This is a genomic window from Rhizobium skierniewicense (genome assembly GCF_014196515.1).
Classification (GTDB): Bacteria; Pseudomonadota; Alphaproteobacteria; order Rhizobiales; family Rhizobiaceae; genus Agrobacterium; species Agrobacterium skierniewicense.
On record NZ_JACIDV010000001.1, the window covers coordinates 475,376 to 502,306 of the forward strand.

The window sequence follows — 26,931 nt, forward strand, 5'->3', positions numbered from 1 at the left end:
GAACAACATGAAGTCGGGCATATCTATTCTGGGCATTTTCGTTGCCGACACAGCTTATCTTGCACCACGATTGCCCGCTATTGGCGAAACTATCAGCGGCAGTGGTTTTTCCGTTGGTCCGGGGGGCAAAGGCTCCAATCAGGCCGTAGCGGCTGCACGTGCCGGTGCCGACGTCTCTTTCATCTCCAAAATAGGGCGCGATACGTTCGGTGACCTTGCGCTGAAGACTTACGAGCAGGCCGGTGTCACGGCCAAGCTGACGATCATGGACGATCAGCCCACGGGCGCAGCCTTCATCTATGTCAACGACACGAACGGCGACAACGCCATCATCGTTTATGCGGGTGCAGCGGGCACGATCGATATCGATGATGTCGAATCGGCACGGGATACCATCGAGACATCTGAGGTTTTCGTGACGCAGTTGGAGCAGCCTGCACGGGCGGCGCACCGGGCGCTGGAAATCGCCCGTAATGCAGCGGTGACGACGATTTTCAATCCCGCTCCGGCGGATGCCTTCCCGGATGAAATCTATTCGCTTTGCGACTTTATCGTTCCGAACGAAACCGAAGCCGCCGCACTCGTGGGTCATCCGCTTGACACGCTGGAGGACGCAAGGCGTGCAGGTGACGTGCTGCTGTCGCGTGGCGTCGGCATAGCGCTCATTACGTTGGGCGCGCGCGGCGTGTTGTTTCATGCACAAGACCAGTCCGTCCATGTTCCCGCCGTCAACTGCGGTCCAGCCATTGATACGACCGGTGCCGGGGACGCCTTTGTGGGTGGTTTTGCTGCGGCACTTTCGCGCGGATCCAGTCCACTGGATGCTGCACGGTTTGGATGTGCAGCGGCTGGTATTGCCGTCACACGGCGCGGAACAGCCCCTGCCATGCCGTCGCTCGATGAAATCGAGGCCGTTCTAGCCAGCTGATACAACGTTTCCGACTGTACATGTCTCTGACTTATGAAATCCGCGATGACACGCCCTGCGTGCCCATTTGCGCGTCCGTATGAGCCAGACTGACGGTGGAAAAGCGTGTTGAAAGTTCGATTTGATGCAATGCACAACATATATAGCTTTACAAAATAAAATTAATTTGTGAAGTTGTCGCAACAACGATTGAAGTGAGCCATTGCCTTGACCCCATTGAAATTTGCCACACGTTTGAATTCTTTCGCCTCGAAGCCGCAGGCCGAATGGCCTGACCTTTCCGGCAAGCCGACGATGCTGCAGATGGCGACGCGCGCTGCAAAGGTGGACGGATTGACCGATCTCGATCTCAATTATCCAGACCACGTCGCAGATGATCCAGCCCTTTTGGCCCGACAGATTGGTGATCTGGGCCTTGCGATCAATGGTTTTGCAATGCGCTATTACACAAATCCGGCCTTCAAGATCGGCGCTTTTACCAATCCGGATGCGGCAGTGCGACGTGAGGCGATCGACCTGACGAAGAAGGGTATCGATGCAGCCCGTGCGGCGGGCAGCAACCTCATGACCCTATGGCTCGGTCAGGACGGCTTCGATTATGCGTTCCAGGCAGACTACCATACGCTATGGCAACACGAGATCGACGGAATTCGTGAAGTTTGTGCCCATGATCCGGATTGCCTCGTCAGCATTGAGTACAAGCCCAACGAGCCGCGCTCCTACAGCCTGATGCCCGATTGCGCCACGACGCTTCTCGCCATCAAGGACGTTGACATGCCCAATCTCGGCGTAACGCTGGATTTCGCGCATGTTCTCTATGCCGACGAACAACCTGCATTTGCCGCAGCGCTAATCGCCCGTTACAGCCGCGTGCTCGGTGTTCATCTCAATGATGGTTATGCCAAGCGCGACGACGGCCTGATGGTAGGCGCCGTCCACACGCAGCAGACGATCGAGCTTCTGCGGCAGATCCGCAAGGATGGCTACGATGGCGCGATCTACTTCGATACGTTCCCGGATATGACAGGTCTAGACCCCGTTCACGAGTGCGAAGTGAACATCCAGACCGTCAAGCGCATGCTGAAAGTCGTTGATCGTATCGATCAGGACAATCGCCTGTCCGGTGCCGTAGAGCGGCAGGACGCCGTCTCGGCCCAGGCGGTCATTCAGGAGCTTATGCTCGGCTGAAGCAAAACCGCTGACTTTTTCTAAATCTGAACCTTTCACCAAAGGCAGGCCGAAGGTTTGCCGAAAACAACACCATCCGGGAGGAAACCGATGAAGACCTTTTTGAAGACGACCGTTGCTGCGGGGCTTGCCGCCAGCTTTCTGTTCAGCGCCGCTTTCGCGCAGGAACTTGCACCGCTCAATTCCGACACGGAAAAAGACCGCATGGACTGGTCGCAGCTCGAAGCCAAGCTTGGCCCGTTCCCAAAAATGCCAGAGGGTACGAAGGCCGGAGCGGTGTCCAAGACGCTGACCAACGAATATTGGCGCTCCCTGGGTCTGGGCTATGAGGCGTTCGGAAAGAAGGTCAATGTACCAGTTGCTTACCAAGCGGCCCAGAGCGAAGGTGACCAACTCGGCCAGCTTACCATTGCCGAGGGCATGATCACGCAGGGCTATAACGTCCTGCTGGTATCGCCACAGACGGATGCCAACTTGCAGCCGGTCATCGAACAGGCCAAGGCAGCCAATATTCCTGTCGTCAACGTCAACGATGCCGTCATCCCGCAGGCCGAACATTATGTCGGTAACGTGCAGCGCGACAACGGCGTACGCGTTGCCAAGTGGTTCATTCAGAACCGTCCGCAGGGCGGCAAGGTCGCTATTGTTGAAGGGCAGGCCGGTGTTTACGCGGCCGTCCAGCGCACCGATGGTTTCAAGTCGACCATCAGCGAAGGTGGCAAGTTTCAGGTCGTCGCCAGCGTTCCTGGCAACTGGGATCGTCAGACATCCTATGACGCAGCGACCAACATCCTCAACCAGCACCCCGACCTGATCGGCTTCTACGCCAACAATGACGGCATGGCGCTTGGTATTGTCGAAGCCGTCAAGGCTGCGGGTCTTGCCGGCAAGGTCGCAGTCTTCGGTACGGATGGCATCTCTGATGCCTATGCCTCGATCAAGGCTGGCGAATTGACCGGCACAGTCGATAGCTTCCCGGTTCTGACAGGTGAAGTCGCGCTGGAAACAGCACTGCGCCTCGTCGCTGGTCAAAAATTGCCGCGCGTGGTGGCCACCCCGCAGGCGTTGATCACTGCCGATAATCTCAGCCGCTATCAGGGCACGGGCGTCGATGTGCGCGCCGTTCTGATGGAAGACGCCAAGACTGCAAAGTAAAGAACGCGAAGGGGGAGGCCGGTTCTGCCGGCATCCCCATCAAGCAGGAGATTGAGCGATGACGCCGAGACTGAGATTCGAGACGATTTCCAAGAGCTTTCCCGGCGTAAACGCATTGACGGATGTTTCGTTTGAGGTCGTCCCCGGCGAGATCCACGGACTTCTCGGTGAAAACGGCGCTGGCAAATCCACGCTTTTGCGCATTTTGTCCGGCGTGTTTCGCCCTACATCCGGCACTGTCTTTGTGGACGGAGAGGCTGTCGCCTTCAAGAAACCGATGGATGCCCGGGCCGCCGGTATCGCGATGATCCACCAGGAACTTCAGCAGGTCCCGCATTTGAGCGTCGCCCAGAACATGTTTCTCGGTCATTCGCTGACGCATATGGGCGGCCTATTCGTGTCCCGCCGCGAGCAGGAAGAGCGCGCTGCAGAAGCGCTGTCGATGATCGACAAAACCATTGATCCTTCGGCGCCGATATCATCTCTCAAGGTCGCTCAGCGCCAGATCGTCGAAATCGGCCGAGCGCTTCTCGACAAAGCGAAGGTCATCGCCATGGATGAGCCGACGTCGAGCCTGACGCCCAGCGAGTTCGACCGACTGGCAGAGGTCATCGCCAGCCTATCCAAAACCGGCGTATCGATCATCTATGTATCGCACAAGATGGATGAGGTCTTTCGCATCTGCCAACGCTCCAGCATCATGCGCGATGGCAAGCTGGTTGATATCGTGGATCTCGCCACGGTTTCGGAAAAGGACGTGATCGCCAAGATGGTCGGTCGCGAATTGATGCAGGAACACCATAATTCCTTCGTGACCGATACCGTCAAGCTCGAAGCCAGAAATCTGTCGTCAGCGACCAGAATTCGCGATGTGTCCTTCAGCCTGCACAAGGGTGAAGTCCTTGGTATCGCCGGGTTGGTCGGCTCCGGGCGCACGGAACTCCTGCGCTTGCTGGCTGGTGTCGATCGCCTGAGCGCCGGTTCGATTGTCATTGACGGGAAAGAACAGAGCTTCTCCAATCCACGCGATGCAATCGCCTCTGGCATCGGTCTGGTGCCGGAAGAGCGTAAAAGGGAGGGTATCATTCCCCTGCGCCCCGTTGCCACCAATATGGCACTGGCCTCGCTTGGCACGTTTTCATCCGGCGGGATGATCAGCAATTCGAAACTGCGCGCGACCGCACAGGACTTTTTGAAGCGCGTTAACCTGCGGCCCTTCCAGCTGGATCGTCCGATCCGGTTGTTCAGCGGCGGTAACCAGCAAAAGGCCATCATTGCGCGCTGGCTGGCGGCCAAATCACAAATCCTGCTGTTCGATGAGCCGACCCGCGGCATCGATGTGGGGGCCAAGTCAGAAATCTATCATCTGATCGAAGACCTCGCCCGGGAAGGTCATTCCATCATCGTCGTATCCTCCGAGCTGCCCGAGGTTATCCGCCTTTCGGATCGCGTGCTGGTCATGCGGGAAGGGCGGATTGCGGCAGATATTCCACGTGATCAACTGAGCGAAAGCGCGATTGTCGCGCATGCCATTCCAGGGGCGAATGCCGATGCGGACGACGCGCGCATTGCGCGACCCGTATGAACGGACAGGACCATCCATGACCAGCACTTCCAATGTCACGCCCAACTCCGGCCCCGCCTTCCGTCGCTTCTCGTTTTCGCTTCGCGATGCAGGGACGTTGATCGGCCTCGTCGTCATCATGGCGGTGTTTGCAGCCCTCGTTCCGGGGTTCATTTCCGAGCGAAATCTTGTCAACATTCTCCAGCAGTCCAGCATCAATGCGTGCCTGGCACTCGGTATGACGCTGGTCATCATCTCCGGGGGCATCGATCTGTCGGTTGGCCCCACAGCTGCAATCTCTGCTGTTGTTACCGCCAGCCTGCTTGTGGCGGGTACACCGATCCCGCTTGCCATTCTGGCAGGTCTCGGCGTTGGCGTTCTCTGCGGTTTGATCAATGGCGTGCTGGTTGCCTATGTGGGCCTGCAACCTTTCATCGTGACGCTGGGAACACTCAGCACTTATCGCGCCATCGCGTTGATCTACACCGGTGGCAATCCCGTTCTCGGGATTCCAGCGGGGTTCCGGTCTCTCTTTAACGGCAATCTCTTCGGCATCCCGACGCCGGTGCTGATCGTTGCCGTTGTTGCCATTGCCGCATGGATATTGCTCAAGAAAACGCCGATTGGCGAGTATTTGATGGCGGTTGGCGGCAATGAAGAGGCTGCCTATGTCGCAGGCGTTCCGATCGCCCGCACCAAGATTACGGCCTATGTCATTTCCGGTGGTCTGGCTGCACTTGCCTCTCTCATTCTCATTGGTCGTCTGGGGGCTGCCGAACCTATTCTTGGAAACCTGTGGGAATTGGATGCCATCGCGGCCGCGGCTATTGGTGGTGCGTCCCTGATGGGCGGGAAAGGCAGCATTCTCGGTACGATACTGGGCGCCATCATCTTGGGTGCAATGCGCAACGGTTTGACGTTGATGAATGTTCAGGCCTTCTATCAACTGCTCGCCACTGGCCTTATAATCCTCGTCGCCATGATGATTGATCGTGCGACAAGGGGAAGAGAATGAATTCGGAAAGCTTCGACACGAAGACAGTCGGCCCGCGCATTCGCATGATGATGCCCTTGCTGACAGCGCTCGAAGCAAAGGTCGTGGATACCGTTTTCGCGATGCGTGATTTCAGCGATGAAACGTCGCTGAAGCAGATCGCTGACGACGCCGGCGTGTCGGAAGCCATGGTGGTGAAGATCACCAAGAAGCTCGGCTTTTCCGGGTACCGCGATTTTCGCACAGCGGTGAGCCAGTACAATCGCCAACCGACGGCAGAAATGCACCAGGAACTGTCCGTTGAGGACACGTCCCAGGAGATCGTTCAGAAGGTTTTTCGCACCTCGATCAATGCCTTGGAGGAAACACTGTCCATTCTGGATATGGTGGCCTTCGACAAGGCTGCCGACCTCATCCACAGCGCTAGGCAACGGGATTTTTATGGCGTCGGCGGTTCTGCACAAATCGCTCGGGACGTGTCGCACAAGTTCCTGCGTATCGGTGTTCGCGCATCCGTGTTCGATGATGTTCATATGATGCTGATGTCGGCAGCGCTGTTGACCAACGGCGATATCGCCATCGGCTTTTCCCATTCCGGCAATACCACCGCGATCATCGAAGCGCTTCAGCTGGCCAAGCGCAACGGCGCGCAAACGATTGCGATCACGAACTACAACTCTTCCGCGCTAGCGCAGGCCGCCGATGTGGTTCTCTGTTCCACCGCACAGGGATCGCCCCTGATGGGTGAGAATGCCGCCGCGCGCATCGCACAATTGAATATTCTCGACGCCGTCTTCATGGCGGTTGCACAGCGCGACTACCAGTCGGCTGAAACAAATCTTGACCGGACCATGTCTGCCGTCAAATCCAAACGGAAAGATAGACTTTCATGACATCATCGCCGCTCGTCACCGTCCTGGGCAGTCTGCATTATGATATTGCTGTTATGGGTCCATCGCGCCCACGAAAAGGTGAGACCGTGACGGGCACATCTTGGCATCCCAAGTTCGGCGGCAAGGGTGGCAATCAGGCGGTATCTTGCGCCCGCACCGGCATGTCCACGTCGATGATAGGCGCGGTCGCGGAGGACGATTTTGGCCGTTTTCTCCTTGCCAATCTGGCGCGTAAAGGTGTCGATCACACTTTTGTCCGTGGTGATGCTTCCCGGTCCACGGGGATGAGCGTTGCCATTTTCGATGACGAAGGAGACTACGGCGCGGTCATCGTCTCAGGCAGCAATCTGACACTCGGTGAGGTCGATGTCGCCGCAGCTCATGAGGTCCTTTCAAAGACGACGCTTCTGGTTCTGCAAAATGAAATCCCGGATGCCGCCAACGTTGCGGGAGCAAAAGCCGTAAGACAGGCCGGTGGCCGCATTCTGATCAATGCCGCCCCTGCACGTGTTCTTTCAACGGCGCTCCAGCCACTGATCGACATCCTTGTGGTCAACGCCATCGAGGCTGAAATGCTGGCAGATACGCCGGTCGTGGAAACATTGGATGGCGCTTTGACGGCTGCCAAAATCCTCGCCCAAACCTATCCGGAGGTGGTAGTAACCGCTGGCGGAGCAGGCGTCGCCTATGCAAGTCGAGATGGCGGTGAAATCGTGATTGCCGCCATAAAGGTTGAGGTTCAAAGTACGCACGGTGCGGGGGATGAATTTATCGGCGTACTCGCCGCCGAGCTTGCCGCCGGCCACGCGATGATCGATGCACTGGGCCAGGCAAACCGGGCGGCTGCAAAGTTGGTCAGTACGTCCGAGCAGGACCGGAGCTAAGCTGCCGATCCTTGCTCTTCTGTTTGGGGGGAGGTCAGGCCGGTTTCATTCCAGCATCGGATTTTGGTTTTTCGTGATGGCCGCCAAAGGCAAACCGCATGGCAGACAGCAACTTGTCTGCGTAGAGGGACTCGCCCTGGGAACTGAACCGCTGGAACACGGCTGAAGACAAAACGGGGGTCGGCACACCGGTGTCGATTGCCGCTTTCAATGTCCAGCGCCCCTCGCCGGAATCGGAGACACGACCACCGTACGACGCGAGTTCTGGGTCCTGCTTCAGCGCATCCGCCGTCAAATCCAGAAGCCAGGAACTGATAACGCTGCCGTGTCTCCAAACTTCGGAGACAGCGGCCATATCGATGTCGAACTGGTAATATTGCGGTGTTGGCAGCGGGCTGGTTTCAGCATCGACATCCCGTGTCTTTTTGCCCGCATTGGCAGCTTTTAGAATGTTCATTCCTTCTGCATAGGCAGCCATCATGCCGTATTCGATACCGTTGTGGACCATTTTGACAAAGTGACCTGCACCGGTGGGGCCGCAGTGAAGATAGCCAAACTGCGCTGTCTTCAGCGCTTCGCTGGGGGCCTCGATATCAAGTGGATTGCCGCCAGGCGCCAATGTCGCGAAGACAGGGTCGAGATGGCGCACCGCCTTCTCAGGCCCGCCGATCATCAGGCAATAACCGCGCTCCAAGCCCCAGACGCCGCCGCTGGTGCCGACATCGACGTAATCGATGCCTTTGGCGCGCAGTTGTTCTGCTTTGTCGACGTCATCGTGGTAGTATGAATTGCCTCCGTCGATGATGATGTCGCCCGGCGCCATCAGCGCCGCGAGTTTGTCCACATTCTGCCCGGTGATTGCTGCAGGGAGCATGAGCCATGCGCAGGCGGGTTTCGTCAGTTTGGAAGCAAAATCCTCCATCGACGTCGCGCCTGTGGCGCCCTCTGCGACCAGTGCGGCAACGTTTGCGGGATTGATATCGAAGACAACGCATTCATGGCCGCCCTTCAATAGGCGCCGAACCATGTTCGCGCCCATTCTGCCCAGTCCCATCATTCCAATTTGCATCTCATTTTCCTCGAAGTCGTTATATTCGGTTGTTGAATTGTGCTGGCGTCGCCAAGCGTTTGCCGCGACTTGTTCAACCAACGTCATCGGCAATTGCGACTTATCGATGGTATTTTCCGTGACTGGAGTGCGCAGGGCCATCCTCGCGATTTGAGGTCGGGAATGCAGAGAAAGACGGCTGAGTGCTGGAACATCTGATGCTCCAACTGGCTTATCAGAGGTGGCGCCGCGAACGCGTGCATGCCCAAGGAGTTTTCCCATGCAGGATCAATCAACCGTATCAACTCAGAAATCTGTCCCGCCACCGCGTGACCCGCATCTGCGCGAACTTGCAAATTGCATCCGGTTTTTGTCAATGGACGCCGTGCAGAACGCAAAAAGCGGCCATCCCGGCATGCCAATGGGCATGGCGGATATTGCAACGGTTCTTTTTTCCGAATTCATGACCTTCGACCCTCAGGAGCCACATTGGTTCGACCGTGACCGCTTCCTCATTTCGAACGGTCATGGCTCCATGCTGTTGTACAGCCTGTTGTACCTGACGGGTTATGAGGACATGACCCTCGATGAGATCAAGCGCTTTCGCCAGATAGACAGCCGAACTGCAGGCCATCCGGAGTACCATCACGCGACAGGCATCGAGACCACCACCGGACCGCTGGGGCAGGGGCTGGCGAACTCGGTGGGCTTTTCCTTCGCCGAGAGGGTTATGAACGCGCAATTTGGGGATGATCTCGTCGACCACTTCACTTATGTGTTCCTGGGCGACGGATGCCTTATGGAGGGCATCAGCCAGGAAGCGATCTCCTTCGCGGGGCACCGCAAGCTGGGGCGGCTTATCGCTTTTTTTGACAATAATTCGATCTCGATCGATGGCGCGACCAACCTGGCTGAATCGGATGACCAAACCGCTCGTTTTCACGCGTCCAACTGGCACGTCATAGAAATTGATGGGCACGATACGGATGCGATCCGCGCTGCGATCATCGAAGCCAGGAATGTAACCGATAAACCGTCGCTCATCTCCTGCCGCACAATTATCGGTTTTGGATTTCCAACAAAGGCCGGCACTCAAAAAGCGCATAGCGACGCGCCGGGCGAGGAAGAGATCGCCGGTGCGCGTGAACTGTTGAACTGGTCGTCACCGCCATTTGAAATCCCTCAGAACCTTCTCGACGACTGGCGCAGGATTGGTGCCAAGGGTCGTTCGGCACAGCAGGCGTGGACAAAGCGGCTCGCCCAGACGAAGAGCGAGGTGGCTGAAGACTTCAAACGCCGTATGGACGGAGAGCTTCCTGCCGGCTGGCGCACAGCGATAACAGGCGCGAAGGCAGAGCTGGCAAAAAGCGAGAAGGATCTTGCAACCCGACAGGCCAGCGGCATCGTTCTCAATCATCTGTTCGATGCTATTCCCGAAATGCTGGGCGGATCAGCTGATCTGACGCCATCCAACAATACAAAGGCGAAGAACCAGACCGAGATCGTACCAGGTGAGTTTTCCGGTTCCTACGTGCATTACGGCGTACGCGAGCACGGCATGGCGGCCATGATGAACGGTATTGCCCTGCATGGCGGCCTTATCCCCTACGGTGGAACGTTCATGACATTCTCCGACTACTGCCGTCCGGCCATTCGGTTGGCTGCCATGATGGAGATTCGAACCATCTTCGTGATGACCCATGATTCCATCGGTCTGGGAGAAGACGGTCCAACTCATCAGCCCATCGAACATCTCAGCGCCCGTCGCGCCATTCCACAGCTTGCTGTCTATCGCCCCGGCGATTCCATCGAGACGGCCGAGTGCTGGGAGGCCATATTGGACGCGCCACGACAGGCGGCTTTGATTGCTCTCTCCCGTCAGCCGATGCCCTTGCTGAGAGGCGAAGCTGGCGATGAAAATCGTTCGGCCCGGGGAGGTTACGTTCTTCTGGAAGCGGATGGCGGCGAGCGGCAAATGACGATTTTTGCCTCTGGCTCGGAATTGCAGCTCGCCGTCAACGCCCGTGATCTTCTGCAACGGGACGGCATTCCAACCGCCGTTGTCTCCATGCCATGCAGGTTGTTGTTCGAAAAGCAAGACAGCGCCTATCAGCGTTCAGTTGTCGGCGAGACACGCGCCCGCGTTGCCGTCGAAGCGGCTGTGCAGGATTCCTGGGACCGATATATCGGCATCGACGGGAAGTTTGTCGGCATGCATCGTTTTGGCGCATCAGGCAAGATTGATGATGTCTACCGGAAATTCGGCATCACCACCGAAGCCGTTGTCGCTGCTGCGCGGGCTGTGATCAAGCAACTGGAAGGCTGATATGACCGTTGCCGCGCCAACACTTCACGCGGCGCGACGACGGAATTCTTCAGATCTCTATCCCGCATTGCTTGGAGCGATCGCCGACACCTGCCTGTTCTTGCGATATAAAGTGTGGCATGGCAGGTTTTCGCAAATCTGCCGGGCCAACATTCTTCAACAACTAAGATTTTTGGCTCAAGCGGCCTGAATTTTTCTGATAAACGGAGGCGCTCATGAGTGTCGGACTGATCGCCCTTTTCGATGACATCGCAGCTCTTGCCAAAGTTGCGGCAGCGTCTCTGGACGACATCGCTGGTCAGGCTGCCAAGGCTGGCGCCAAGGCCGCAGGGGTTGTCATCGATGACGCCGCAGTGACGCCCCGCTACGTGACCGGGTTTTCACCCGCTCGCGAATTGCCGATCATCTGGAAGATCGCACTGGGTTCTCTGAAGAACAAATTGTTGATCCTGCTTCCGGTCGCTCTTGTGCTCAGTCTGATCGCACCGCAGGCGATCACTCCGCTATTGATGCTCGGCGGCCTCTACCTCTGCTATGAAGGTGCCGAAAAGGTCTATGGGCTTGTCGTTCCCCATGCGGCGGAAGCGCATGAGTCGAAATTGGAAACGGCAAGCGTCAACCCACAGGCACTCGAGGATGCGAAAGTTGCCGGTGCGATCAAGACCGACTTCATCCTGTCGGCTGAAATCATGGCGATAACGCTCGGCGCGCTTGATCCGGGCAGCGTCATTTCGCAAGCTTTTATTCTTGCAGCTGTGGGTCTGGGCATCACCGCTCTCGTGTATGGTGGCGTGGCTGTGATCGTAAAGGCGGACGACTTCGGCCTCATGTTGGCACAGGTGAAATCGAACTCTACCATCGGATCGATTGCGAGAGGCTTCGGACGCGGCATCGTGGTCGCGATGCCGTATTTTCTCAAAATCCTGGGCGTGGTTGGTACCGCCGCCATGATCTGGGTGGGTGGGGGTATAGTCGTGCACGGGTTGGAAACATTCGGCATAGAGGCTCCTGCGCATCTGATTGAGGCGGCAGGACATGCCGTCTCTCAAGCCGTTCCTTCAGTTGCCTCCATCGCGTCCTGGTTTGTCGAGGCTGCCGGTGCGGGCGTCGTGGGCATTATCGTCGGCTTCATCGCCATCCCGGCAGCGACCTATATCGTGTCGCCGACATGGGGCCTTTTAAAGTCGCTTCTCCCAAGGCGCGTCAGGAAAGAAACTTCTGCGGAAAAAAACTGAGAACCCAATCGGCGCTCGATCGTCTCGGCAAACGTCTCCACCAAGACATCAATTGGCTTGACCAATTTATCCGCAAGTCTAAAATTCCATTGTCTGCGCAGCGGGGAGGCGATTGCGCAGGCAATGGAGGAAGAGCATGGCGGCCGGTCAAGTCAATTGTCGAGCGGCTGCTGTCGTCAGCTCTCATGACGTTATTTTTCAGCATAACGATATCGCGACGGAATTTCCCGGCGTTTCCGCTTTAGACGATGCAACGTTCAACCTGAGACAGGATAAAACGCGTGCGGTCTTGAGCAAAAACCGAGCTGGCAGATTGTTGCTGATCAAGGACGGCGGCAGGGGCGGGATTTTGACAGCGATCACCGTTCACATCCTCCTCAAGGTTATCGACAAAACCGAAGCGAAATCCGTTCTCACTAGGTGGATCAACCCACGACGCCCATCTCGATCTGGGCGTCGTCTGGCGTAAAAAAGGCAGGATATGAAGGTATCGGACCGGCGCAGACTTCCAAGGGTGGAGCTTGATATCCCCGTGTTCGGCCTTGGCTGCGCGCAGATGGGAAACCTCTATCGGGTCACACCCTATGATGAAGCCAAGGCGACCTTCGATGCCGCCTGGAATGCAGATGTCCGCTATTTCGACACAGCGCCCTATTACGGATTTACCCGGTCAGAACTCCGTCTTGGCACCATGCTTGGCGAGCATGCGAGAGAAGACTATGTCGTCAGTACCAAGGTCGGGCGGGTGATGACGCCGGATGCATCCGTTGGAGACCATGAGAACGATTTTGTCGATCCTCTACCATTCAGACCCGTGTTCGACTACACCTATGACGGCATCATGCGGTCATTCGAAGCGAGCCAGTCACGACTGGGAATTCTGGCGCCGGATATTCTCTACGTGCACGACATCGGTGCCGCACAGCATGGCGACGAACACGACCACTACTGGAACCAGATCACAACGGGTGGCGGGTTTCGGGCGCTTGAAAACCTTCGTCGTGAGGGATCTACCAAAGCCGTGGGGCTGGGTGTCAACGACGCTGAGATCATCAATCAGACCATGGACGTCTTCGATCTGGATATCGCGATGCTTGCCGGTCGTTACACCGCGTTAGAGCAGGGGAGCCTCGCGGTTCTCGACCGTTGCGTTGAACGCGGTGTGGGTGTCGTCATAGCGGGAGTTTTCAATTCCGGTCTTCTGGCAGGAAACCGCAAGTTTAACTACGCGGACGCGCCTGCGCATCTTCTGGAGCGGGTGGATGTGCTTGACGGAATGTGCCGGGACGCCGGTGTATCGCTGCCAGCCGTCGCTCTGCAGTTTGCGGCAGCACACCCTGCGGTCGTCAGTGTTGTGTCGGGAGCGCGCAATGCCGACCAGATCAAGAGTAATATCGCCTGGTTTGAGGAGAGCATTCCGGTTTCCATCTGGAAGGACTTGCAAGGTCGCGGGATTTTCGTCGATGGCACGCCACTCCCCACAGGTGACAGGCCATGATCATCGACGCTCATCAGCACTATTGGTTGATGAGGTCAAGGGAAGGGGCTTGGCCTCCTGCCGAGCTTACTGCGATTCATCGTGATTTCGAGCCGAAGGATTTGCAGCCCTGCCTCGAAGCGGACGGCGTTGACGGAACCGTTGTCGTGCAGTCGCTTGGTCGGGCCGAGGATACGGACTTTCTCCTTGAGCTTGCGCAATCGGTACCATCCATCCTTGGTGTCGTCGGGTGGGTCGACCTTATCGATCCCGTGACCGTTCAGCGTCTTGATCACTATGCGACACATCCGAAGTTTAAAGGCATTCGTCCGATGCTTCAGGACATCGATGACACCAACTGGATTCTTGACCCGAAGGCTACTCCGGCAATAGATGCATTGGTGAGACATGATTTGTCATTCGACGCACTGGTGACACCTCGACATTTTGGTCCTCTTCTGAAGTTTGCGCAGCGCCACCGAGATTTGCGTATCGTCATCGATCACGGCGCGAAACCTTTCATAGCGCAAGGCCATCTCGTTGCGTGGCGACGGGCGATGTCGGAATTGGCGATGTTGCCGAATGTCCATTGCAAACTCTCCGGCCTGTTGACCGAGGCGGATGGCAATCGTCGGCTCGCTGCTGTCAGGCCCTATGCTGAAACCATATTCGAGCTTTTCGGGACCCGAAAAACGATCTGGGGGAGCGATTGGCCAGTTCTCACTCTCGTGTCCGATTACCGATCCTGGTTTGAAGAATGCCGAGATATCGTCCCTGATGCCGATAAGGCAGCAGTCTTCGGAAAGAACGCCCAATCCTTTTATCGGCTGTCCGGCATCCAGCCATCTGTCTTTGTGCCTTAGGCCATGTTCAGCCAGACATCCCCGGCCCTCATACGGTTGACGCGCATTACGACTGGTTTTTCTTTCGATCAGGCTGAAAAGGCGCTGCCATATAGGAACCAGCACCCGGGTGCGCTGAAAATCATTGTTCAGCGGGAGGGCAGTCCGTCGCGTTCCATGCAAAGTTTACAGAGGAGGATTTCGAGACATGAAATATACATGGCGCTGGTTCGGTCCGGTGGACAAGGTAACGGTACGCGACGCCGCGCAGGCCGGGGCTGAAGGGATCGTCAGTGCGCTTCATCACATCGAGACCGGTGCCGTCTGGCCTGTGGATGACATCATCATGCGCCACGAAGCCATCAAGGCTGGTGGTCTTTATTGGGATGTGGTGGAAAGCGTGCCGGTTTCAGAAGACATCAAAACACAGACCGGCAACTGGAAAGCTCACATCGCGAATTGGCAAGAGACCCTGCGCCGTCTGTCTGCCAGCGGTATCCGCACCGTCTGCTACAATTTCATGCCGATTCTGGATTGGACGCGGACCGATTTGCGCTGGGAAACACGTCATGGCGCGAAGGCCATGCGGTTCGACCTGACAGACTTCGCAGCGTTTGACATTCACATCCTGAAACGTCCCGACGCCAAGCACGATTATCCTGCGTGGTTGGTGGAAGAGGCGGCGAAGCGCTTTTCCGCAATGCCGGATAGAAGGACTGTCGCGCTCGCACAAAACATCAGCGCAGGGTTGCCCGGTTCGGCGGATGGCTACACGCTGGACCAGCTTCTGGAAAAACTGCGGACCTATCAGGGTGTTGATCGGTCGCGGCTGCAATCCAACCTGGTCGATTTTCTGTCTGAGGTCGTGCCGGTCGCAGAGGCGGTTGGCATCAACATCTGTGCCCATGGCGATGATCCGCCTTGGCCGCTCCTCGGTCTGCCCCGCATTCTTTCTACGCAGGCCGATTATACGTATATGCTTGACCAGGTGAAGAGTCGTTTCAATGGCGTCACGCTGTGCACCGGCTCACTTGGCGCGCGCGCCGATAATGATCTGCCGCTCATCGCAAAAACCTTCGCAGATCGTATCCATTTCGTGCATCTGCGCAATGTGACACGCGAGACCGACGCCACGCCCTGCTCCTTTTTCGAGGACGAGCATCTCGAAGGAGCAACCGATATGGTAGCGGTCATGGCGGCGCTGCTGGAGGAGGAAAAGCGCAGACGCGCGGAAGGTCGTGAAGACCATCGTATTGCCATGCGGCCTGACCACGGACAGGAAATTCTGGATGATGAGACCCGGGGCGCGCAACCCGGCTACCCTGCCATTGGCCGCCTGAAAGGTTTGGCCGAACTGCGTGGCATCGAGCGCACGCTTCGTCATCCGCAATTCGGCCGAGTATAGACCATGACCAGACTATACTCTGTGCTCGTCCACCCTATGTGTCATATTTGGAGAGTGGAGAGATGAACGACTGCCTCTGGCTCCAAGATGGCCTCTGTGAGGTTGCATGCCGCCATTTCCGTCATGCAACCAGTGTGCAGGAAGGGCTTGGCTGTGCATTGTCGTCATGTTCTGATTCCAGTTCATCCCATATCTGGACGAGACAGCCGAGTGCGAAAAGCAGTTCCTTCATCTCACGATCATGGGAACGTGGATTGTCGTAGTCCCGACCGATCAATACCAGTCTCGTCACGACACGGTTCGTCACGTCAAGAAGGTCGGTTCGAGACGCGATGGTGCTTACAGAGGTCAGCCAGGTTTCGGGCAGGGCTGAGGAAGCAATCGCGGGGAACGTCGTCTGCGATTTTTTCCACAGACCCGCGCTGGCAATCACCGCACCCGTTACGACAAGAAGACCTGACCAGAACAGGGACAAGCTCAGCGCCGCGCCCGTAAACACGGCCACGAGGACAGCGCCGATAAAGGGTTCGACGTAGGAGAATGCACCCAGCGCCTGAATATCGCCCCGCTTGAGGCCGAAATCCCAAAAGTAGATGGCAAGACCCATCGGAAAAATACCGAGAGCTGCGACCGCAAACCACTCGATTGGCTGCGGCGGGACCCACGTTTCAAGCAGGAAGTGCGCTGCAAATGTGATCACAGCTGAAGCAGCGTAAAATACACCAAGCGTCGATGACGGCACATCCGGCAAGGTGCGCGCAATCACGGAATAAAGGCCCCACAGGCCTGCTGCGACGCCGATCAACGCGAGATAGAAAAACGATGAACCTGTTGAAGCCCCTTCGCCGCCGGTTTCGACCAGCATCGTGACACCGACAAAACCCAGGAGGGCTCCGACAACATGCCACCATCGCAGCCGCTCGCCCGGGAGGAAGGCAGAGCCCAGCACGATCATCAAAGGGGTGGTGGACTGCAGCAGAGCGGCAGCGGCGGGTGGCGCCTGCTGCGTGGCATAATAGATGCAGCTATGATAGCCCACCAGAGAAACGACGGTGAATACCCACACACGTATGGGCTGCCGAAACGCCTCGAGAGGATGGCTTCCGGTCAGCAACCACACGGCAGGCGACATTGCCGCCGAAAACATGAACGCCAGCGCGACCGTTTGAAGAGGCGGGATCGATGTCGTCAAAGTGACGAGCATCGTTTCCGTCGCCCAGAGAATAACCCCGACGGCGCCGATCAAAGAAGCTGTCAAACGACCGACGCGCTTTGGGGTGGTGATCATAAGATGTTTGAGCCTACTCGCCCAGCACGACGATTTTGTCGGCATGGAACCCGTTGAAGTGGGTCCGCATCGACAGGCTATAGGCACCCATCATACCGATTTCGATCCAGTCACCTTCCTGAACGTCATTCGGCAATGTCAGTGGAGCGCCAAGCACGTCGTTGGAATCGCAAGTCGGGCCGTAAACCTTGAAACTGGCCATGGGAGCAGCGGGCCGGGCGTGATGACGGATCAGCCGAATGGGGCGTGTTTCCTTGGGATGGGTCAGTTCCTGCAAAGTCCCGAAGACACCATCATTGATGTAGATCGCCCGGTCGCGGCGAACCACGACCTGAACGATGGTCGTTCCGGCTTCAGCAACAAGAGAGCGTCCCGGCTCGCACAGCACGATGCAGCCATGCGGAAGATCGATACCGCGACGGGCATGCACGATTTGTGCGAAGTAATGTTCCAGACCCTGCACCCGGTCTCCCGGATAGGCCGCCGGAAAACCACCACCCACGTTGAGCACGCTCAGTGGCACGCCTGCGGCACGGGACACTTTCGACGCAAGGGTAATGGCTGCCGAGAACGCTTCCGGAGCGAGACATTGCGAGCCGACATGAAAGGAAATGCCTGCCTTTGCCCCGCGCTTCTGGATGATCTTGAGCATCCGCGCCGCATCATCGGGCTGTGCACCGAATTTTGTTGAAAGGACATAGCGCGCATCGGCTGGCTTGGTGGCTAGGCGAACGGCAACCATGAGATCGCTGTCGAAATCCGCTTCCTGGAAGATCTTCTCAATTTCTTCTTCGCAGTCTGCTGTGTAGAAACGGATGCCGTGATTGAAAGAGGCGGTACGGATCGCCGGGCGTGATTTGGCCGGGTTGTTGAAGAACTGACCGGCCGAGCTGCCGAACAGGCGATCAATAAGGCGCACTTCCTCAAGTGATGCCACGTCGAAATCCGTTATACCGGCCTGAAAGAGGGTCTCCAGAACAAAAGGATGAGGATTGCATTTGACGGCATAAAGCGGGCGACCCGGAAAAACACTGAAGCGCTTGGCGGCCTGTCTGATTTTTGAGGGTTGCAGGCAAAAGACCGGCTCCGTCGGACGAAGGTCCGAAATAATCGCATCCACGCTCTCGAAAACTTCCAGAGGTGGACCTGAACGACGCTTGCTCTCGGCCGGAGACAGAGCGGTTTCGATGGTCTGTGGCAATGTGTCGGTAGGATTGGCCTGATCGAGATCGAGGAGGCGTAAGCTCTGCGCGTTCATAGTCTGTCCCTGTTATAGTGTTGTTTGTTATGTTTAAGCGGCAACGCTCACGTCGGGGTCTTGCGCATTCTCGCGCTCGTTCCAGTCGAGCATGAAACTCGTCAGTTCGGTTGCCGTAATAGGCCTGCTGAAGAAGTAACCCTGCAATTGATCGCAGCCCTCTTGGGTCAAGAAAGTCGCCTGTTCGGCGGTTTCCACGCCCTCCGCCGTCGTAACCATATTGAGACTTTGACCCAGGCTGATAACCGATTTCACGATCGCCCCGGACTTGTCCTTGTCGCTCATGTCGCCGATGAAGGATTTGTCGATCTTGATCTTGTCGAACGGGAACGAGTTCAGATATCCGAGCGATGAATAACCCGTTCCAAAGTCATCCATTGCGATCTTCACACCCAGATCTTTAAGGGCATTCAAGGTGGCGAGCGCCGAGCTGACATCGTTGATAAGGACGCTTTCGGTGATTTCAAGCTCGAGGCGCGACGGGTCGAGACCTGTGCGTCTAAGGACATCCTTTACAACCTCTACCAGTTCGCGATTTCGGAACTGAACCGGCGAAAGGTTTACCGCAACCCGTAGGTCTGGCCAGCTCAATGCCTGTTTACAAGCCGTTTCAAGAACCCATTCTCCGATAGCAACGATCAGGTTTGTCTCCTCCGCCAGAGGGATGAAGTCGATTGGAGGAACGATACCGCGAACGGGATGACGCCAGCGAATGAGCGCCTCGACGGTCACGACCTTTTTCGTGCCGATGTCGATCAGCGGCTGATAGTGCAGCTCCAGCTGGTTCTTGAGCATCGCCTGGCGCAAATCATGCTCCAGTGATTTGCGTTCCTGCAATTCCAGATCCATGTGGGCTTCGAAAATGCGATAGGTCGCGCGGCCTGCCTGTTTTGCGCGATAGAGCGCTATGTCTGCATTTTTGAGAATGCGTTCAGGGTCGTTGCCCGATTCCCTGCACATTGCGATCCCCAGGCTCACTCCGACATGAATCTCGTTTCCGTCTATTTCGAAAGGTGCTTTTACGACCTCGATCAGCCTGCGGCAAAGCTGTTCCGATTTTGCCGGTTGGCTGACGCCGGTCTGGATGATGGCAAACTCGTCGCCACCAAGCCTGGCAACGGTGTCGGTGGACCTGACGCATGCCAACAGGCGCTGTGACAGCTGTCGCAGAAGGATGTCACCTGCGCCGTGGCCCAGCGTATCGTTGACTTCCTTGAAGTGATCAAGATCCAGGCAGATGACCGAAACACGCGAGGCTTTTGCGCCGCTGCCGGAAAGAGCCGTGTTGAGGCGTTCGCGGAAGAGGACGCGGTTGGGCAGTCCGGTCAAGGCATCGTGAAGAGCGAGGTGGCTGGCGCGCGCCTGTGCTTCGACCTCTTCGGTAATATCTGTTGCGGTGCCGCGGAACCCGACGAAATTTCCCGCCACATTATGGCTGGGCCGACCAGCGAGCCTGCACACGCGGGTTGTTCCCGACGCATCCTTGTACAGGCAGCGCAGATCCCGGAAGGCATGCCGCTCGGATGTTTCCTGTAGCAGCTTCGTCCATCCGTCATTGTCGCTGTCGCTCTGGAAGAATTGGGGCAGGGTCTTGCCGAGAACGCTGGCCGCAGCGATGCCGGTGACCTCCGAAAAGCGGCTTGACAGAAACATCATCTGAAGCTGCGGGTCGCATTCCCATATCCAGTCCGACGATGCTTCGGCGACATCCTTAAAGCGGGCCTCGCTTTCCTGCAGCGTCTGAGCATAGGCCTCGACCGTCCTGGCAGACTCTTCGAGCGCCTTCGTCGATCTGCGAATGTTTCGTACAACGAGAAAAGAGAAAGCACCAAGGATGATGACGCAAATGGCCAAAGGCGGTGCCAGAACGGGCAACAGCTTATAACCCGGCTTCGCCGGCACCCATGTGATCGCACCCAGCGACTTGCCATCAGATGATGTCAGGTGGAGAGAGGCTTCGGCTGCAGCAGGCGCAACGTCGTCATGGGTCAAGCCTGAGAGGAGATAGTCCTGGCCCATTTTTTCAAGAAAGGAATGGTTCAGCTTTTTTGCGAAGACGATGGAGGTCAACGTTGCCACGTCAACAGATGCGCGGTCGACCGATGGCGGCAGAATGGAGGTGGCGGCGACAATGACCACATCTTTACCAGATCGTAGCAAGCCTGTAACGGGCTCCACCTGACTGTGGGAGCTTTTCATCAGCTCGCGCAGTCCCTCCGGAATGAGCGCAAAGGCGTCTATTTTTTCAGGAACGCCGTCTATGACGGCATAGACCGTGTCCCCTGCCGAGTTGATAGCGAATGCTGCCTCGTATCCCAGACCCTCGAAAATGTTTGCGCCGATGTTGCCGTCGGTCGCTGCCCACTGCGTGTCTATCTTGAGATACAGATTGTTATAGACATCTTCCCAGACCGCGTAGTCCTTAAGATTGCGCGCGACTTCGCGTGTCTTCACGGCAAGTGCTGTCTGGGCAAGCTTGGTCGAAGATTCGACCTCAAGACTGTTCTGTCTGTCTGCGGCAACAAAAAGAAACCCGATGACCACGACAATAGCGATGATAAGAATACCCGCCATCGGAACAACAATCCGCTGGGTAAATTTTTCACCACTAAAAGAGGGGCTCTTGCCTTGCTGATAGAACATGACTTGCCTTTCGGAGACGACTTGGCGGCAAGGTGATCGTTATTCGGCAATATTGTGTTAACTCGTCATAATTCCGTGATTTTCAGTTAAGACTTCGTAAGTGCTTGTGCGTTGAAATTAAATTAGTTTTTGATGTTGGAAGATTGGTTTTGGAGATACGCGATCCAGAGCATTGATGGTTTTTTGGACTGGAAATTGCAAATAAAAACTCATTTCAAACGTGTGCCTTTAGGTGTGAATTGCTTATTTATCAGTCATATTTTCCGTGCCATTCTGTCCGTGTCGTGCGTAAGCAAGGATGCTGGCGCAGCCTGGTTTTGATGGTCAATAAGAGAGTCCGATATGAAGCGTGTTTTCAACCCACCCTCTGTTCGTCAGCCATTCGGCGCCTATAACCACGGAATGCTGGTTGAGGCGGGCGCGAGTTTGCTTGTTACCTCCGGGCAACTTGGGGTTACGCCGGATGATGTTATCCCGCATGATGTTTCCGCACAGGCCGAATTGTGTTTCAAGGCGATTGGCGCTGTTTTGGACGAGGCGGGCATGACCTATGCGGATGTTATCCGCATTTGCGGCTTCGTGACCAAACGTGAAGACTTTCCTGCCTATATGGCGGTTCGTGATCGTTTTACGCTCGATCCCAAGCCAGTTTCGACCTTGCTTGTCGTCGGCGGATTCACCCGTGCAGAATTCCTGGTGGAAGTAGAGGTCACCGCGGCCAAGGTTTTTTAGGTTTTTCGATTTCTGTCTAAATGTCTTGGATGCCGTGTCTCACAGCGACCTCTCTAGAGGCGCAGCATCTCTGCGCGGACTTTTTCTAGAAATTTCGTACGTGTCTCAACTGTGCAGTTGTTCATATCGTAGTGGGCGAGATAGGTGACGCCCCTTGTCGGATTGATCACCGCGCGCAACACTCGCGTTGCCATTTTCCTTGGTGGGTCACCGGCAAGGAACGCGCGCCAGCGGTTGCCGCCATAGGTCGTCACGACGACAAGTTTCTTGATGCTCTTCAACTTGCGGGTCAGCTTGCCTCTGTCGCCTTCATCCATGTCGAAAGTGACGCCGGGCAACCAGACGCGGTCGAAATACCCCTTCAGGATTGCCGGCCACCCAAAATTCCACACGGGTGTCACGATGACCAGCGCATCCGCTGTCCGCAACCTCTCGACATAGGAGCGTACCGGTTCGATATTGGCCGGCACCGTGTGGTAGCCAAGGCGTTCTTCTCGTGTCAGGACAGGGTTGAAGTTTTCCGCATAGAGATCGCAGTCATCCACCTCGTGTCCAGCCCTGCGAAGCGTTTCAACGGCCTCATTATGCAGGGCCGAGCCGAAGCTCGATTCAACCGGGTGGGCGTGAAGAACCAAAATCTTCATCAGCCACCCGCTGCCGCCAGACCAGGGAAAAGATAGTTCTCACCGCTTTTGAAATCGAAGTCGGGGTTTTCCCAGGCGATCATCTTACCGGGGTTGAGCAACCCTTGCGGATCAGTCTCTTTTTTGAAGGCGAGCTGAACGGTATCCGTCTGCTTCATGCCGCCTTCCTCCAGAGTATATCGATGAGGATTGAAAATCGGGCACCCATTGTCCTGGTGGATTTTTATGATCTCCTCCAACCGTTCTTCCGTCGCAAAACGGACGAGGGGTAGACCCGAGCACTGGATGTGGCCATCGAATTTGAGGAACTCCAGATGCCCCGGGACCTCGTCACCGAAAATCTGCGTCATTTTCTGGACTTTCGCGACATGGTCGGGTCCAGGATATTGAACCTGTAGATAGGTAAAACTTGGATCGACCTTGAGCGCGCGCAGCGTCGTGTGGTTCCACGCAAGTTCGTAGGCATGTGGAATGCCCTTCATGCTTTCGACCTTGTCGGAGCGAAACAGTATCTCCCCTTTCTGACGCTCGGTGAATGCGGTGAACGCATCCATGGATTGCGGTGCGACCATGAAAACGCAGATCGATTGGTTTCTGTGACGGATGAAGGGTTTGTGGCGTGGGAAGTAGTCATACGGAATGGGTGCGGCAATCGGCGCGATTTCCTTCACCAGAATACCGTTCTTGTGGGCAACTGCGTCGCCAAAGCGAACCGCGTCCATGTAGTCATCGTAACCCACAAGAACGTCCACCCACTCATAGGCAGGTGCCAGTGGCATCTCGACCTCAACGATGATGCCGTTGGTGCCATAGGCGTGGGTCACTTTTTGCAAATCCCATGCCGTCAGGTCGAGCAGCCGTGGTTCGGCTTCCATCGTCACGACCTTCAAGCGCAAGATGTTACCCAGATCACGCAACCCGCCCCAATGAACTGAGCCGACACCGCCCGAGCCGCCCGCGATGAAGCCACCGATGGTCGCCGACTGGGCGGTCGAGGGATGGAAACGCAGTTCCTGGTTGGAATGCGCCTTCGTCTGGCGGTCGAGTTCCGCGATGACAATGCCGGGCTCGGCGATCACGCGGCCAGGATGGATTTCCTTGACCGCGCTCATGTTGATCATGTTCAAGACAATCCCGCCCGACAGCGGCATGGCTTGACCGTAGTTGCCGGTACCGGCGCCGCGTGGCGTTACCGGCACGGAATGGGCATGTGCGACCTTGAGCGTCTGGATGACCTCTTCAACCGACTTTGGCGAAACGACGAGGTCGGCGGTGACGTTATCCAACTGACGTTTCAAAACGGGTGAGTACCAATAGAAGTCGCGGCTTTTTTGGCGCACAAGGGCAGGATTGTCTTCCGTTGCAATGCCTTCAAGCTCCTTCTTGATCTGCGCATAGTCGGCCATGTTTCACTCTTTCATTAATATGGGATCAAGGTCACGGTAGTCTGGCAAGCAACGGTCGATGGCCTTGCCATTGCGCATCACGATGCGGTCTGCTTGTGGACGGGAAAGGAGCTCGCTCCACCGGCGCGCATTAAACATCACCAGATCGGCTGGAAGCCCTGGCCCGATGCGGCCAATATCCGTGCGGCCCAGGATGTTGGCAGGCGTCGTGGTCACAATACGCGCCACGTTATCAATCGGGTGGTCCAGATGCAAAATACGCACGGATTCACGCAGCACCTCGACGGCATCGAGATCGCCATAGGCGTAGAATGGATCGCGGGTGTTGTCGGAAGCAACGGCTGTGGATACACCGGCGGCCGTAAGTTCCTGAAACAGCGTCGGTCCGCGCCAGCGAGGCGTGCGGCCTGCATGGCGATCCTGCAGATACATATTGCACATCGGTAATGACACGACCGAGATATCGGCGTCCGCGACTTTACCGATAACCCGCTTTATTGTCTCCTCGTCCTGAAGAGCAAGTGAACAGCAGTGGCCAACTGTCACTGAGCCTTGGAAGCCGGAGCGCCGTTTGGCGTCGGCGATGGCCTCTAGCGTCAGCACTTCCCGGTCTTCGGTCTCATCGACATGCAGGTCTATATCGAGGCCATTGTCGGCAGCGCTGCGAAACAGCGCGTCGAGGATCTTGTCAAAATCCGGCAGGATGCGGGTCGCGCCGCCCAGCAGTCCACCGTATTTTCTGGTGGTGGCGACGATGGCATCGAAAACCGGTTTGTCGAGTACGCTGTCAAGCGGTAGAAGAGCGACTGCCTGCAAGACGATACGATCCTTCCACTCCTGCTGGATCTCTGCAAACAGCGGAAAGGAGATATCCGTCTGCGGTGGGACGCTATCCAGATGCGTCCGGATGAGTTTTGTGCCATGCGCAAAGGCGGCCCTTAGTGAGAACTCCATGCGTGCACGAATGTCCTGAGATGACCAGTGAGCGACGCGGTCTTCGCGTACATTATCCAGAGCGCCTGTGAAGGTACCGTCTGGGTTTGCTCGCCGATCCCAAACATGGCCTTTGTCTAGGTGGGTGTGCATATCGACGAAACACGGGAAAATCATGCCGTTGCGCAGGTCCGTTCGTGGCAGATCTAAAGGCGCGGAACCTGCCGGTAAGACTGTCTCGATCATCCTACCCGCGATCACGATGTCGGCAGAAACCAGACCATCTTTTGCCGGTGCTGCAAACCCTTCCAGGGTGACCGAGGGCAAGGTGGCATTGATCAATGCAAAACGTTCTTCTTGTGGCACTCGCGTAAATCCATATGTCATCAATTTTCTCTCCTCAGGCTGCTTTCATGCCAACGGTGCAGGAAAAGCCAGGAAATAAACGAGGTTATGCAGAAGATCACAACCCCGAGCAGCGACAACAGCACCAGTGCCGCAAAAAGCCTGGGAATGTTCAGGCGGTATTGCGATTCCAGGAGCCGGAATGCGAGGCCGGAACCGGCCCCGGCCGAGCCTGCGGCGAATTCTGCGACAACGGCTGCGATGAGTGCAAGTCCGCCGCCAATCCGCAGGCCGGTCATAAAATAGGGCAGCGCTGATGGAAGTTTGAGATAGATCAGTGTTTGCCAGCGAGAGGCACCATACAGGTCGAACAGGTTGAGCAGATTGTGATCGACGCTTTTCAGGCCCTGCGCCATGTTCGACAGGATCGGGAAGAATGCGACGAGGAAGGCACAGATCAGAAGCGCAATCTGGGTCGTCGGTGTGTAAATGAGGATCAGTGGTGCAATCGCCACGATGGGTGTCACCTGAAGAATGACCGTGATGGGATACAGCGCAATCTCCAACCATTTGGATTGCACGAGAATGATGGCGATCCCCACGCCCCCCATCAAAGCCAGTGCCAGCGCCTGAAGCGTGATCTTTGTGGTCACCAGCAATGCGGGCGACAGCGTGCCCCAGTCATTATAGAGCGACTTTCCCACCGCGACCGGGCCGGGCAGGATATATTGTGGGATCGCATAGGCGCTGATGATGGCCTGCCATATCAGGATCATACAGATAACCACGGCGATCGGTATCGTGATGCGCAAAGCCATGTCGCGGTTGAAGGTCATTGGTGTTCTCCGCCATCCATGGCTTCAATCAGCATGGTGGACACCTTTTCGCAGGCCCGACGATATTCCTCAGACGTGCGATAGTGTGCATCTCGTTCCAAGCTGGTAACCAGAGGGAAATCTGCATGCACGCGGCCCGGCCTTGGCCGCATGATCACAATACGATTGGACAGATAGGCGCTCTCAAAAACCGAATGCGTGACGAAGACGACAGCGATGCCGGTCTGTTTCCACAATGTCAGCACGTCGTCATTCAGCTTTTGCCGCGTGATCTCGTCCAACGCCGCGAATGGTTCGTCCATCAACAGCAATTTTGGCTTTGTCACGAGTGCTCGTGCGATTGAAACACGCATCTTCATGCCACCGGACAATTCTCGCGGATAGGCATTTGCGAAGTCGCTGAGACCAACAGTTTCGAGCGCGCGCGCCACGTCGTTCTTGGCGGCCGATTTGGACACGCCCCGCAGCTTCAGTGGCAGATGGACGTTTCCGAAGACCGTCTGCCAGGGCATCAGCGTCGGTTCCTGAAAGACGAATGAGATATCGCCATCCGGCAAGCCCTTCGCGTTGATACGCGAGCTTGGCCAGTCGATCGTGCCCGATGTGGCGTCTCCGAGACCTGCGATGATCCTTAGCGCCGTCGATTTTCCACAGCCGGAGGGGCCGAGCAGGCTCACGAACTCGCCACTATCGATGCTCAACGATACATCGGACAGCGCCAGTGTCCCATTTGAAAACTGCTTTGAAACGCCCCTCATGCTGACCAGAGGTCGTTTTCGACCTTCGGTGCTGGCGGGTGGTTTCGAAACTGGCGGTAGGGTCATTGCATGGCCTTGGCAAATATCGTGACGTCGGGACTCGCGATCGGTTAGGGCGACGGGATCATCACGGCTCACCCGTCGAAACG

General features: G+C 56.6%; 23 protein-coding genes. 14 read left to right on the top strand and 9 right to left on the bottom strand.

The window, feature by feature from the left end; all coding sequences use genetic code 11:
- Positions 1-7: 7 nt before the first annotated feature.
- The 7 genes from rbsK to GGQ73_RS02130 all read left to right on the top strand — a co-directional run bounded on the left by rbsK (position 8) and on the right by GGQ73_RS02130 (position 7,606).
- The gene (gene rbsK, locus GGQ73_RS02100; RefSeq protein WP_183893568.1) at positions 8-928 is read left to right on the top strand and encodes a ribokinase; all 921 of its coding nucleotides are present in this window, start codon (positions 8-10) and stop codon (positions 926-928) included.
- 216 nt (positions 929-1,144) lie between these two features.
- Positions 1,145-2,116 carry a sugar phosphate isomerase/epimerase family protein gene (locus GGQ73_RS02105; RefSeq protein WP_174155381.1) on the top strand — a complete coding sequence of 324 codons (972 nt, stop codon included), beginning with the start codon at positions 1,145-1,147 and terminating at the stop codon, positions 2,114-2,116.
- A 90-nt stretch (positions 2,117-2,206) separates the two neighbouring features.
- The gene (locus tag GGQ73_RS02110; RefSeq protein ID WP_183893570.1) at positions 2,207-3,271 is read left to right on the top strand and encodes a sugar ABC transporter substrate-binding protein; all 1,065 of its coding nucleotides are present in this window, start codon (positions 2,207-2,209) and stop codon (positions 3,269-3,271) included.
- 58 nt (positions 3,272-3,329) lie between these two features.
- A complete protein-coding gene (locus tag GGQ73_RS02115) occupies positions 3,330-4,856 on the top strand; it encodes a sugar ABC transporter ATP-binding protein (RefSeq protein WP_183893572.1) in 1,527 nt (508 codons plus the stop codon).
- Positions 4,857-4,872: 16 nt separating this feature from the next.
- Positions 4,873-5,850, top strand: coding sequence for an ABC transporter permease (locus GGQ73_RS02120; RefSeq protein ID WP_183893574.1), 978 nt, complete (start codon positions 4,873-4,875; stop codon positions 5,848-5,850).
- Positions 5,847-6,722 carry a MurR/RpiR family transcriptional regulator gene (locus tag GGQ73_RS02125; RefSeq protein ID WP_174154761.1) on the top strand — a complete coding sequence of 292 codons (876 nt, stop codon included), beginning with the start codon at positions 5,847-5,849 and terminating at the stop codon, positions 6,720-6,722. Before GGQ73_RS02120 ends, GGQ73_RS02125 begins: the two co-directional genes overlap by 4 nt.
- Positions 6,719-7,606, top strand: a complete 888-nt coding sequence (locus tag GGQ73_RS02130) for a ribokinase (protein WP_183893576.1) — start codon at positions 6,719-6,721, stop codon at positions 7,604-7,606. Before GGQ73_RS02125 ends, GGQ73_RS02130 begins: the two co-directional genes overlap by 4 nt.
- 34 nt (positions 7,607-7,640) lie before the next feature.
- Here the strand turns inward: GGQ73_RS02130 and gnd are convergent, their stop codons facing one another.
- Complete coding sequence (gene gnd, locus GGQ73_RS02135; RefSeq protein ID WP_183893578.1) at positions 7,641-8,675, bottom strand: phosphogluconate dehydrogenase (NAD(+)-dependent, decarboxylating); 1,035 nt, start codon at positions 8,673-8,675, stop codon at positions 7,641-7,643.
- A gap of 259 nt (positions 8,676-8,934) precedes the next feature.
- Here gnd and tkt point away from each other — a divergent pair, with 259 nt between their 5' ends.
- From tkt to uxuA, 6 genes are all read left to right on the top strand, one after another.
- Positions 8,935-10,980, top strand: a complete 2,046-nt coding sequence (tkt, locus tag GGQ73_RS02140) for a transketolase (RefSeq protein ID WP_183893580.1) — start codon at positions 8,935-8,937, stop codon at positions 10,978-10,980.
- A gap of 215 nt (positions 10,981-11,195) precedes the next feature.
- Positions 11,196-12,215 carry a DUF808 domain-containing protein gene (locus GGQ73_RS02145; protein WP_183893582.1) on the top strand — a complete coding sequence of 340 codons (1,020 nt, stop codon included), beginning with the start codon at positions 11,196-11,198 and terminating at the stop codon, positions 12,213-12,215.
- Positions 12,216-12,351: 136 nt separating this feature from the next.
- Positions 12,352-12,684: a hypothetical protein gene (locus tag GGQ73_RS02150; protein ID WP_183893584.1), complete on the top strand. Its 333-nt coding sequence runs from the start codon at positions 12,352-12,354 to the stop codon at positions 12,682-12,684.
- Positions 12,685-12,696: 12 nt separating this feature from the next.
- Positions 12,697-13,713: an aldo/keto reductase gene (locus tag GGQ73_RS02155; protein WP_183893586.1), complete on the top strand. Its 1,017-nt coding sequence runs from the start codon at positions 12,697-12,699 to the stop codon at positions 13,711-13,713.
- Positions 13,710-14,555 carry an amidohydrolase family protein gene (locus GGQ73_RS02160; protein WP_183893588.1) on the top strand — a complete coding sequence of 282 codons (846 nt, stop codon included), beginning with the start codon at positions 13,710-13,712 and terminating at the stop codon, positions 14,553-14,555. The genes GGQ73_RS02155 and GGQ73_RS02160 overlap by 4 nt, the downstream gene beginning before the upstream one ends.
- A gap of 187 nt (positions 14,556-14,742) precedes the next feature.
- Entirely contained in the window at positions 14,743-15,939 is a 1,197-nt protein-coding gene (gene uxuA / locus GGQ73_RS02165; protein ID WP_183893590.1) for a mannonate dehydratase, read from the top strand.
- A gap of 121 nt (positions 15,940-16,060) precedes the next feature.
- Here the strand turns inward: uxuA and GGQ73_RS02170 are convergent, their stop codons facing one another.
- The 3 genes from GGQ73_RS02170 to GGQ73_RS02180 are packed head-to-tail and all read right to left on the bottom strand — an operon-like array spanning position 16,061 to position 21,059.
- Positions 16,061-17,227 (bottom strand): DMT family transporter, encoded by a 1,167-nt coding sequence (locus tag GGQ73_RS02170; protein WP_183893592.1) that lies wholly within the window; start codon positions 17,225-17,227, stop codon positions 16,061-16,063.
- A gap of 13 nt (positions 17,228-17,240) precedes the next feature.
- On the bottom strand, positions 17,241-18,485 hold the full coding sequence (locus GGQ73_RS02175) for a type III PLP-dependent enzyme (protein ID WP_174154741.1): 1,245 nt from the start codon (positions 18,483-18,485) through the stop codon (positions 17,241-17,243).
- A gap of 33 nt (positions 18,486-18,518) precedes the next feature.
- Complete coding sequence (locus tag GGQ73_RS02180) at positions 18,519-21,059, bottom strand: bifunctional diguanylate cyclase/phosphodiesterase (protein ID WP_234900385.1); 2,541 nt, start codon at positions 21,057-21,059, stop codon at positions 18,519-18,521.
- Between the two features lie 411 nt (positions 21,060-21,470).
- Between GGQ73_RS02180 and GGQ73_RS02185 the strand changes: the two genes are divergently transcribed.
- Complete coding sequence (locus GGQ73_RS02185; RefSeq protein ID WP_183893594.1) at positions 21,471-21,860, top strand: RidA family protein; 390 nt, start codon at positions 21,471-21,473, stop codon at positions 21,858-21,860.
- 53 nt (positions 21,861-21,913) lie between these two features.
- Here the strand turns inward: GGQ73_RS02185 and GGQ73_RS02190 are convergent, their stop codons facing one another.
- The 5 genes from GGQ73_RS02190 to GGQ73_RS02210 are packed head-to-tail and all read right to left on the bottom strand — an operon-like array spanning position 21,914 to position 26,848.
- Positions 21,914-22,504, bottom strand: a complete 591-nt coding sequence (locus GGQ73_RS02190) for an NAD(P)H-dependent oxidoreductase (protein ID WP_183893596.1) — start codon at positions 22,502-22,504, stop codon at positions 21,914-21,916.
- Positions 22,504-23,910 (bottom strand): FAD-binding oxidoreductase, encoded by a 1,407-nt coding sequence (locus GGQ73_RS02195; RefSeq protein ID WP_183893598.1) that lies wholly within the window; start codon positions 23,908-23,910, stop codon positions 22,504-22,506. Before GGQ73_RS02195 ends, GGQ73_RS02190 begins: the two co-directional genes overlap by 1 nt.
- A gap of 3 nt (positions 23,911-23,913) precedes the next feature.
- On the bottom strand, positions 23,914-25,230 hold the full coding sequence (locus GGQ73_RS02200; RefSeq protein ID WP_183893600.1) for a cytosine deaminase: 1,317 nt from the start codon (positions 25,228-25,230) through the stop codon (positions 23,914-23,916).
- On the bottom strand, positions 25,230-26,024 hold the full coding sequence (locus GGQ73_RS02205) for an ABC transporter permease (RefSeq protein WP_183893602.1): 795 nt from the start codon (positions 26,022-26,024) through the stop codon (positions 25,230-25,232). The genes GGQ73_RS02200 and GGQ73_RS02205 overlap by 1 nt, the downstream gene beginning before the upstream one ends.
- Positions 26,021-26,848, bottom strand: a complete 828-nt coding sequence (locus GGQ73_RS02210) for an ABC transporter ATP-binding protein (protein WP_183893604.1) — start codon at positions 26,846-26,848, stop codon at positions 26,021-26,023. Before GGQ73_RS02210 ends, GGQ73_RS02205 begins: the two co-directional genes overlap by 4 nt.
- Positions 26,849-26,931: the final 83 nt, after the last annotated feature.